The sequence below is a fragment of the Streptomyces sp. NPDC003036 genome, from assembly GCF_040611175.1.
Classification (GTDB): Bacteria; Actinomycetota; Actinomycetes; order Streptomycetales; family Streptomycetaceae; genus Streptomyces.
Genome location: NZ_JBEXNO010000078.1, coordinates 1 through 10,277, shown reverse-complemented (window position 1 = coordinate 10,277; position 10,277 = coordinate 1). Strand labels below are relative to the sequence as shown.

General features: G+C 74.7%; 6 protein-coding genes. 4 read left to right on the top strand and 2 right to left on the bottom strand.

The genetic code is table 11. The features are described from left to right. Window positions 1–255: 255 nt before the first annotated feature. Complete coding sequence (locus ABZX67_RS32755) at window positions 256–1,365, top strand: glycosyltransferase (protein WP_355368275.1); 1,110 nt, start codon at window positions 256–258, stop codon at window positions 1,363–1,365. A 56-nt stretch (window positions 1,366–1,421) separates the two neighbouring features. On the opposite strand, the gene ABZX67_RS32750 is transcribed toward ABZX67_RS32755, so the two are convergent. Next, complete coding sequence (locus tag ABZX67_RS32750; RefSeq protein WP_355368278.1) at window positions 1,422–2,171, bottom strand: class I SAM-dependent methyltransferase; 750 nt, start codon at window positions 2,169–2,171, stop codon at window positions 1,422–1,424. A 50-nt stretch (window positions 2,172–2,221) separates the two neighbouring features. Continuing rightward, window positions 2,222–6,802 (bottom strand): aminotransferase class I/II-fold pyridoxal phosphate-dependent enzyme, encoded by a 4,581-nt coding sequence (locus ABZX67_RS32745; RefSeq protein ID WP_355368272.1) that lies wholly within the window; start codon window positions 6,800–6,802, stop codon window positions 2,222–2,224. Window positions 6,803–7,001: 199 nt separating this feature from the next. On the opposite strand from ABZX67_RS32745, the gene ABZX67_RS32740 reads away from it, so the two are divergent. The 3 genes from ABZX67_RS32740 to ABZX67_RS32730 all read left to right on the top strand — a co-directional run. Then, entirely contained in the window at window positions 7,002–7,706 is a 705-nt protein-coding gene (locus ABZX67_RS32740; protein ID WP_355368269.1) for a TetR family transcriptional regulator, read from the top strand. 63 nt (window positions 7,707–7,769) lie between these two features. Next, window positions 7,770–9,086 (top strand): MFS transporter, encoded by a 1,317-nt coding sequence (locus ABZX67_RS32735; protein ID WP_355368266.1) that lies wholly within the window; start codon window positions 7,770–7,772, stop codon window positions 9,084–9,086. A 25-nt stretch (window positions 9,087–9,111) separates the two neighbouring features. Continuing rightward, window positions 9,112–10,277: anhydro-N-acetylmuramic acid kinase (locus ABZX67_RS32730; protein WP_355368263.1), on the top strand; the 1,166-nt coding region annotated here is incomplete at its 3' end.

Below are 10,277 nucleotides of genomic sequence, written 5' to 3'. Positions count from 1 at the left end.
CGGCGGCGGGCCCGGGTCCCGCGGCGGGCCCGTCCCGGGTCCGGTGTCCACACCGCCGGACCGGGAACGGCGGGCGGCCTCTCGTCCCCGGCCGACGCACCGCCCCCGGCCCACCCACCGCTCCAGGCCCACCCACCGAGCCGCCCCGCCCGTCGCCGATCACCAGAGCGCCGCCGCCCTCGGCGCCGGGCGGGGTCGAGGAGACCGGCGCGCGGTCCGACCGCCCAGCCGTCCTGCCGGGGAGGGAGCCCGGCCATGGACGCTAGAGCCCGCAGACCGCGCGTCCTCCTGCTCACCGGCGGACCCCTCGACGGGCGGGACGACGCCGACACCGAACTGGCCGCCGTCCTCCTGGACGCCGTGCCGGACGTGGAGTTCACCTGGTTCACCCGCTGGCCGCCCCGCGGCGCGCCCAGGACCGTCTCCCGCGTCCCGCCCGGGCGTGCGGTGCCCGTCCTGTCCCTCGACGGCGTCCCACGGCCGCGCCAGCGCCTGCAGATCTCCGTCGCCGCCGCCGTACTGGCGCGCCGCGCCGACCTCGTGCACGCGGTCCTGACCATCGGCGAGGGTTACCCCCAGTCTTCCCGGCTGTGGCCGCCGCTGCTCGCCGGACGGCCGGTGCTCCACACCGTGACCGGCGTCCACGACGCACGGCTGCTGCGCCGCGCGCGGCCGCTCGGCCGGACGGTGGCGCTGTCGTCGGCGACCGCGCGGCAGCTGAGCACCGCCGGATTCGGCCCGGTGGTGGTCGTCCCCCCGGTGGTGCGGCTGGACCAGTGGCCGCTGATGCCGCGTCCGACGGGGACCACGCCGAAAGTGCTGGTGACCGGGTGTCACGGGCGGGGCGGTGGCGCCGAGGAGGCCGTACGGGCGGCCGCGGTGGCCGCCCGCGCCGGGGCCCGCTTCCGGCTGACGCTGGCGCTGCGCGCCCGCCCCGGGGAGGACGCGCGGGCGCTGGACGAGGAGGTGCGCGGCCTGGCGGAGCGCGAGGGGCTGCGGGACGTGGAGGTCCTCGGGTACGTCCACGACATGCGGTCCTTGGTGGCGTCGGCGGACCTGCTGCTGCACGTGCCGTGGGAGCTGACCGGCAGGACGGACATCCCGCTGACCGTCCTGGAGGCGCTGAGCACGGGCCGCCCGGTGATCCTGAGCGACCATCCGGAGTTCGCCGCGCTCGGCGACACGGTGCTGCGGGCGCCGATCGGCGACGCGCGCCGCACGGGCCGTCTGCTGCGCCAGCTGCTGGAGCGCCCGCACTGGTGGCAGGTGCTGTCGGAGCAGGGCAGGGCGACGATGGAGGAGCGTTTCGCACCGGAGCGTTTCGGGGCCCAGTACGCGCGTCTCTACGAGGAGTTGCTCACCTGAGCCCGCGGCCGCCTCGGCACTGCCCGCCGAGCTTCGCCTGCCGGCCGAGCTCCGCGCTAGTCGGCGCGTACCGCCTGGAGCAGCACCATGCCCGTGTCCCCGTAGTCGGGCAGGGTCGGGTCCTTGTCGACCCGGGTGACCCGCAGGTGCGCGGTGTGCGGGGCGAAGACCCGCCGGACGGTCTGCGTGTCGACGGGGAAGGCCGGCCAGACCAGGCCGCCGCCGATCTGATAGCTCGGCATGTTCTCCATGAAGGCGGCGACCAGGTGTCCGCCGGGCCGTACGGAGCGGATGAACATGCCGCACAGCTCGGCGAACTCGTCGGCGTCCTCGGTGACGCTCTCGGCGACGAAGTTCATCGACGCCAGGTCGTAGGCGCCCTCGGGCACGGCCGTCGCGTCGGCGTGCAGGACGCGGACCCGGGACAGGGCCTCGGTGAGTGTGGCGGGGAGCCTGGGGTCGAGGGCGCGGCACAGCGCGTAGAAGGTCTGCCAGCTCGCGTCGGGGTGCTCCAGCTGCCCGGCCAGGTAGGCGACGTTGCCGGCCCCGGGCTCCAGCGCGTCGATGCGGCGGACGACCGCGGCGGCCGGCATCAGCGGGTACAGGTTGGGCCCGGCGCCGAACTCCAGGGAGCGGCCGACACCGTCGGCCGGCAGGCGCCGGTAGAAGGCGCAGTGGTGGCGCAGGACCGTCGCGTCGGAGCTGTGCATCCGCCGGTAGTTCTCGGTGAGGTACGCGGAGACCGGCCACCGGTCCCAGTCCGCTTCGCGGTTGTGCCGGGGCCCGGGCCCCCGGTAGTGGGGCACCTGCCCGTCGTCGAACCGCGGGTCGGGGGCGCGCTCCCCGGGTCCCGGCCTCACGCCCGCCACCCGCCCAGGACGCCGTCCGGCTCGGCGCGGGCGCCTGCCTGCTTGAGCGGGAAGCGGTCGGCGAGGTCGGTGAGCGTGGCGTTGAGCTGGTCGATCTGCTCGTCGGTGTTGAGGGCGGTCATCTGGACGCGGAAGCCGACCTGGCTGCGCGGGACGAGCGGATAGGCGGCGAGCGTCACGTAGATGCCGCGCTCCCACAGGAAGTCGCCGACGGCGTCGAGGTCCCAGCTGTCGGCGAGCGGGACCTCGATGATGGGGAGGCCGTCGGTGCTGGGCGTGGCGACGCCGATGGCGCGGATGTGGTCGAGGACGCGGTGCGTCTTGCGGTACAGGTCGGCGCGGATGGCGTCACCGCGCCGCTCGTTGACGTCGAGGCCCGCGAGGGCGGTCGCGAGGGACGCGACCGGCGAGGGGCCGGAGTACAGGTAGGGCCCGGCGGCGACCTTCAGATGGGCCTTCAGGTCGGGCGGGGCGGTGACGAACGCCAGCAGCGAGGAGTACGCCTTCGACAGGCCGCCCACCATCACGACGCCCTCGTAGCTCTCGCCGAGGTGGCGCACGATGCTGTTGCCCAGGGAGCCGTACGGGGACGTCTCGTCCGGGGTGCGCTCGCCGATGACGCCGAAGCCGTGGGCGTCGTCGACGTACAGCAGGGCTTCGTGGGAGCGGCAGACGCGGACGAGGGCGGTCAGGTCGGGGAGGTTGCCGGTCATGCTGTTGACGCCGTCGAGGCAGACGAGGCGCTGTACGCCGGGCGGGGCGGTGGCGAGCAGCCGGTCGAGCTCCTCGGGCTGCTCGGCGTGGAAGCGCTGCACCGAGGCGCCCTGGCCGCGGGCGACGACGCAGCCGTCGTACATGGTGCGGTGGGCGCGGGCCTCGACGCAGACCAGTCCGCCGCCCGCGAGCGCCGGGATCACCGAGCCGTGGATGAGGGTGATGGTCGGCAGGAGGAGGGTGTCCGGAGCGCGCAGGAGATCGGCGAGCCGCTCCTCGATATCGGTGGAGAGGCGGGGGTTGCCGATGAGCCGGGACCAGCTGGGGTGGGTGCCCCAGCGGCGTACGGAGGGGGCGATGGCGTCCATGATCTCGGGGTCGAAGTCGAACCCGAGGTAGTTGCAGGAGGCGAAGTCCACGAGCCAGTGGTCGCCGATGCGGATCCGGCGCCCGTGGACCTCGTCGATGACGGCGTCGCACATCCTGCTGGTCTTCTGGAGGTGGCCGAGGTCCCCGATGCGCTGCTCGGCGCGGATGGCGGAGCGGGTGAGCTGTGCGCCGGCCGGGCCACGGCCCGCGGGGGCGAGTCCCTTGCGCTGCTCGGACGGGTCCCGGGGCACGAGGAGGTACCGCTCGGCCTCGCCGGCCGCCATGGGCCGGGCGAAGAGGTAGCCCTGGCCGTGGCGGCAGCCCATGGCGGCGAGCAGGTCGCGCTGGCCGGGGTTCTCGATGCCCTCGGCGATGACCTGGAGGCCGAGGACGTCGGCGATGCGGACGATGCCTTCGACGAGGGCGACCTGCTGGCCGTCGGTGACGATGTCGTCGATGAACGACTTGTCGACCTTCAGGACGTCGATGGGGAACTCCCGCAGATAGCTGAGCGAGGAGAAGCCGGTGCCGAAGTCGTCGATCGCGATGGAGACGCCGAGCTCCTTGAGGGTGCGCAGGGCGGTGCTGATGTGCTCGTCGCTGCGCATCAGGACGGATTCGGTGATCTCCAGGACGAGGGAGCCGCGCGCCAGGCCGGAGGTGTCGAGGACGCGGCGTACGTCGTCGACGAAGGAGGGGTCGAGGAACTGGCGGGCGGAGACGTTGACGTTGAGGTAGAGGGGGTCGGTCCGGGGCCGGGCCCGCTGCCAGCGGGCGATGTCGCCGGCGGCCCGCTGGAGGACCCAGGCGCCGAGCGCCGTGATGTGGCCGGTCTCCTCGGCGAGGGTGATGAACTGGTCGGGCGGGACGAGCCCGCGGTGGCTGTGCGGCCAGCGGATCAGCGCCTCGAAGCCGGTGACCTCGCCGCTGACCAGCTCCAGGATGGGCTGGTAGCGCAGCGCGAACGCCTCCTCCGTGATGGCCCGGTCCAGGCCCTCCTGGAGTTCGTGGCGCTCCACCATGCCCGCGTGCAAGTCCGGGCGGTAGCGACGCCACTGGCGCTTGCCGGCGGTCTTGGCGGCGTACAGCGCCAGGTCGGCGTGGCCGAGGAGCTCCTCGCCCTCCTCGCCGTCCGCGGCGGTGGCCACGCCGACGGAGGCCGAGACGCTGGTGGAGCCGCTGGTGAGGCGGAACGGCCGGCCGAGGGTCTGGACGATGTGGGCGGCGAGCCGGTCGGCGTCCTCCGGGGCCTTGGCGCCCTCCATGAGGACGGCGAACTCGTCGCCGCCGAGCCGGGCGGCGGTGTCGCTGAGCCGCAGCGCGCCGGTGAGCCGACGGGCGACCGCGACCAGGAGTTCGTCGCCGACGGAGTGGCCCATCATGTCGTTGACGACCTTGAAGTCGTCGAGGTCGACGAAGAGGACGCCGGTGAGGGTGGCGTCGCGGCGGCCGCGCAGCAGGGAGCGCTCGATGCGCTCCAGCAGCAGGACCCGGTTGGGCAGGCCGGTCAGCGAGTCGTGGAAGGCGCGGTGGGTGAGCTCCCGCTCCAGCTGGCGCTGCTCGGTGACGTCCCGAAGGGTCAGCACGATGCCGTGCACGGTCTGCTCGTGGCGGAGGTTGCTGCAGCGGACCTCGACGTCGAGCCGTTCGCCGTCGGCGCGCAGGACGCGCCAGTCGTCGTGGGCGTCGCGGGAGTCCTCGTCGCGTACGCGGGCGAGGGCGCGCAAGGCGCGTTCGTGGTCCCGGGGGTCGACGAGCCGCATCAGCGGGGTGGCGCCGACGAGGGTGCCGAACATGACCTGGGCCGAGGGGCTGGCGTACCGGACGGTGCCGTCGTCGTCGAGGATCAGGATGACGTCGGAGGCGTTGTGGACGAGGGTGCGGAAGTAGGCCTCGCTCCTGCGGCGGTTGATCTCCTCGCTGAATCCGACGCGTTCGAGGGCGAGGGCGGCCTGCGAGGCGAGGGACTCGACGGACACGGCGAGCTGGTCGAGCTCCCGGGCGGAGCCCGCGACCAGCAGGGCGCCCATCGCCGGTTCGAGGGAGTCGGGTGACTGGAGGGCGAGCGGGCAGAGCATCGCTCGTGTGGAGGGCGCGAGCGCGGTGGCGGCGTCGGGGCCGAGCTCGGCGGTGTCGAGGAGCCGGGTGCCGCCGGTGAGGGGGGCCGGGACGCGGCTGCCGCCGTCGTCGTGGCGGTCGTGGTCGTCGAGCGGGGGGCCGGGGGCCGTCGTGGGGTCGGGGCCCGGGCCGGGTACGGGGACGGGCTCCGGCGCCGGCTCCGACAGCCGCTCCGACGGCCGTCCCCCCAGCGGGTCCGACGGCCGCTCCGACGGCGGGCCCGGCTCCGGGGCGAGCTCCCACACCCATCGGTGCTCCGGGGTGGACACCGGCCGCAGGTTGCCGTCCGCGTCCACGACGAGGAGGACCGACCGGTGGTGGGTGCCCTCGCCGAACAGCGCGTCCGCGGCGCCCTCGACGCACTCGGCGACATCCTGCGGGGTGACGGCCCCGACGAGCGAGGCGGCGGCCAGGCGGAGGCTGCGCTCCCGGGTAACGGCCCTGCGGTGCTCCGAGACCAGCTCCCACAGCCGGGCCATGACCAGCAGGAACATGACGCCGGAGAACACGGCGATGATGGCGGCGTCCCGCACGCTGCCGAGCAGGGCCTCCGACAGCAGCACGGCGGGCGCGATGAGCGAGGCCCCGGCCAGGACGGCCAGGCGCCGCTTGGCGATGCCGGGCCCGGGCTGCGGCACCCGTTCGGTCAGCCGCACCATCGACGGGTGCAGGGCGGCGAGGCCCCAGGCGGTGAAGAAGACCACCCAGCCGAGGTCCATGACGGTGCCGACCTGCCAGGTGCCCTGGAGCTGGAGCAGCCCGTACAGCGCGTCGGAGGTGAGGATCCCGACCGTGCCGAGGGCGAGCAGCTGCACGGACCGCTCGCGCGTGCCGCCGAGGGTGAGCAGCCGGACCACCATGGCCAGGATGAGCACGTCACCGAGGGGGTACGCGATCGCCGCCGCGCGCTGCACCCAGGTCTCGCTCTCGGCCACGGTGAGCGGGTTGATCAGGTGCACCCAGGACAGCAGGGCGAGCCCGGACGTGAGGATGAGCGCGTCGAGCAGGCTGGCGAGGTCGCGGCCCCGCCAACGGGCGCGGACGAAACCGAAGATGCCCGCGGCGAAGAGCGGATAGGTGGAGAGGTAGAAGACATCGGCGAGCGAGGGAAAGGGGTTCGTCTGGCCGTACACCGCCTCCAGGATGTTGTACGTGGTGTCGCCGGCGGTGAAGGTGAGGTTCGCGGCGGCGAGCAGCAGCCACGGCCACCGCTTGGCGGGGCGGTGGATACGGATCCCGATGAGCATCGCCGCGACGCCGGCGAGGCCGACCAGCGCCCACATGCTGGTGTGCCGCGACGGTACCGTCAGGTACACGACGGTGGGCGGGATCACGAAGAGGATGTAGCAGACCATCAGGCGGTGCACACGGCGGCTCGTACGTCCGATGGGCGTGAGCCCTTTCTTGTGGCGTGTGTGGCGTGTGATCGTCTCCACGGTGACCTGCCGCTGGTCTTCTCTCGCCTCCACAGGACCTGGGTACGCCCATACAGGCTATATTTACGACGTATATGGACACTTTGCCCCTGTATGTCGGGAGGGTCAAGGGAACCCCCGGAGGCATGGCATGCCCCAGCAGGCAGGACCGGGGCGGCGCCGTCGCGGGCGGTTGAGCCGGGAGCTCGTTCTCGCCACCGCCCTCGCGCTGGTCGACCGCGAGGGCCTGTCCGCGCTCAGCATGCGGCGGCTCGCCGCCGAGCTGGGGGTCGAGGCGATGGCCCTCTACCGGTACGCCGCCGGCAAGGACGGCCTGCTCGACGGCCTGGTCGAGGCGTTCTTCGCGGAGCTCCTCGACGCGCTCGGGCCCCTGGGTCCCGCCGACGCGGACCCGGACGCGGATGGGCGCGCCGAGCTCCACCGCACCGCGCTCGGCATCCACCGGCTCTCGCTGCGCCATCCGCAGGTCGTGCCGCTCCTGGCCACCCGCATGCTGGCGGTGCCGCTGTCCCGCCGCCCCCGGGCGGTGCTGCGCGCCCACGAGCGCGTCCTCGTACTGCTCGCCCGCTCCGGGGTCGCGGAGGACCGGGCGCCGCTGGCGTACCGCGCCGTGACGGCCTGGGTGCTGGGGTACGTCCTCGTGGAGCTGACCGCCGTGGTGGACACCCCCGACGAGCCCGAGCCGGCGATCCGGTTCGGGCTGCACCGGATGCCCGCCGACGAGCTGCCCCGCCTGCGCGCCGCGGCGCCCGCCCTCGCGCAGCGGGCGGGCGAGGAGGGGCTCGCGGCGGGGCTGGACGCGCTGCTCGACCGGTTCGCCGCACCGCCCCGCTGACGTCGTTGACAGCGGTCCGCCGCGGTGATGTAACGAACAGTCATGAAGAGGCAGGCGACTGGGGTGACCGAAGCGACCGGGACGGTCACCGCACCGCCGCCGCGCTCGCGCGGAGCGCTGGTGGCGGGCTCGGTGGGGAACTTCATCGAGTGGTACGAGTTCGGGGTCTACGGCTACTTCGCCACGATCATCGCCGCCCACTTCTTCAGCCCGGGCGGCGAAGGGGGCGCGGAGGCGCTCGTCCGGACGTACGCGTCCTTCGCCCTCGCCTTCTTCTTCCGCCCGCTCGGCGCGGCGCTCTTCGGCCGTTTCGGCGACCGCGCCGGGCGGCGCCCGGCCCTCGTCCTCGCCGTGCTGCTGATGACCGGCGCGACCACGCTGATCGGCCTGCTGCCGACGTACGCGACGCTGGGCGCGGCGGCGCCGTGGCTGCTCACCCTCCTGCGCGTCGTGCAGGGGCTGTCCGCCGGGGGCGAGTTCGGCGGCGCCGTCTCCGTGATGACGGAGTTCGCGCCGCCCGGCAGGCGGGGCCTGTACGGGGCGTGGCAGTCGTTCACGGTGGCGCTCGGCCTGCTCGGCGGCGCGGGCGTGGCCGCCCTGCTGGCGGCCCTCCTGTCGTCCGGGCAGCTTCACGCGTGGGGCTGGCGGCTGCCGTTCCTGCTGACACTGCCGATGGGACTCGCGGCGCTGTGGCTGCGGCTCCGGCTGGAGGAGACCCCGTCGTTCCGCGGCGAGCGGCGCGGCGCGGACGCCTCGCCGGCCGCTCCGCCGGTCGCTCCCGCGCGCGAGGCGGTCCGGGCGGTGGCGCTGGGCGCCGGACGCCTCATGGGCTGGTCGGCGGCCGGCTACACCTTCCTGGTCGTCCTGCCGTCGTACCTCCAGACCACGCTGAACGCCACGTTCCAGCAGGCCCTGACCGCCACCGTCCTCGCCAACCTGGGCTTCGCGGCCGCCATCCTCCCGGCGGGCGCGCTGAGCGACCGGGTGGGCAGGCGGACGGTCATGGTGGCCGGTGCCGTCCTCGCCGTGCTGCTCGCCTTCCCGTTGCTGGACCTGCTCCAGGACCCGGCCGCCCCGACGGCCGCCAAGGGCCTCGCCGTGGTCGCGGCGGGCGCGGTGGTCGGGCTGATGGCGGGCCCGGGCCCGGCGATGCTGGCCGAGATGTTCCGGACGCACGTCCGCTACACCGGCCTGGGGCTGGCGTACGCCCTCTCCAACGCGGTGTTCTCCGGCTGCGCGGGCCTGCTCATCACCGAGGCGGTCGAACGGACCGGCGACATCGACATCCCCGCGTACTACGTGGCCGCCACCTGCGCCGTGAGCGCCCTCGCCCTGGCCACCCTGCGCGGCGACGACTACCGCCGCGCCCTGCGCGACTGACGACTGGACGGACGGGAGGAGCGCCATGCGGGTCATCGGGATGATGTCGGGCACGTCGTACGACGCGGTCGACGCGGCCGCCGCCGATCTGGCCCTCGACGGGGACACCCTCGTCCTGCGCCCGCTGGGCCTGGTGAGCGCCGGGTACGAGGAAGAGCTGCGGGCCGCCCTGGCCGCCGCGCTGCCCCCGGCGGCGACGACCATGAAGGACGTCTGCGCGCTGGACACGCGCATCGGGCAGGCCTTCGCCGCCCTCGCCGTACGGGCCTGCCGCGAGCTGTGCGGCGGCCGCGCCGACCTGATCGTGTCCCACGGCCAGACCGTCCACCACTGGGTCGAGGACGGCCGGGTGCACGGCACGCTGCAGCTCGGCGAACCGGCCTGGATCGCCGAGGCGACCGGCCTCCCGGTGGTCTCGGGCCTGCGCACCCGGGACGTCGCCGCGGGCGGCCAGGGCGCGCCGCTGGTGAGCCTCGTGGACGTCATGTGGCTGCGCGGCCGCCCGGGCGTGCCGGTCGCGCTCAACCTCGGCGGCATCGCCAACCTCACGGTGGCCGCCGGTCCCGGCGCGCCCCTCGCCTTCGACACGGGTCCCGGCAACGCGCTGATCGACGCGGCCGCGCACCACGTCACCGGCGGGCGGCTCCGGTACGACGAGGACGGCGCCCTGGCGGCCCGGGGCGCCGTCGACGCGGAGCTGCTGCGGCGGCTGCTGGCGGAGCCGTACTACGCGGCGCCGCCGCCCAAGACGACCGGCAAGGAGCTGTTCCACCTGCCGTACCTGCTGGCCGCCCTGGACGGGCGGGGCCCCCTCCGGCCGCAGGACCTGCTGGCCACCCTCACCGAGCTGACCGCCCGTACGGTGGCGGACGCGGTGCGGTCGGCGGGGGCGACGGAGGTCGTCGCCTCGGGCGGGGGCACCCGCAACCCGGTCCTGATGGCCCGGCTGCGCGCCGCCCTCGGCGGTGTCCCGGTGCGCGGCTCGGACACGCTGGGGCTGCCGTCGGCGGCCAAGGAGGCGTACGCCTTCGCTGTTCTCGGGTTCCTGACCGCCCACGGGCTGCCCGGCACCGTACCGGCGTGCACCGGCGCCCGGCACGCGAGTGTGCTGGGCTCCCTCACCCCGGGCCGGGGCGGGCTGCGGCTGCCGGGAGCAGCCGCGGCCGCCGCGGCCACCCGGGCCCGGACGCG

Excerpts from the sequence above, each read along its gene's own strand:
- ABZX67_RS32740 (WP_355368269.1), top strand. The coding sequence starts at position 7,002 with ATGCCCCAGCAGGCAGGACCGGGGCGGCGCCGTCGCGGGCGGTTGAGC.
- ABZX67_RS32755 (WP_355368275.1), top strand. The coding sequence starts at position 256 with ATGGACGCTAGAGCCCGCAGACCGCGCGTCCTCCTGCTCACCGGCGGA.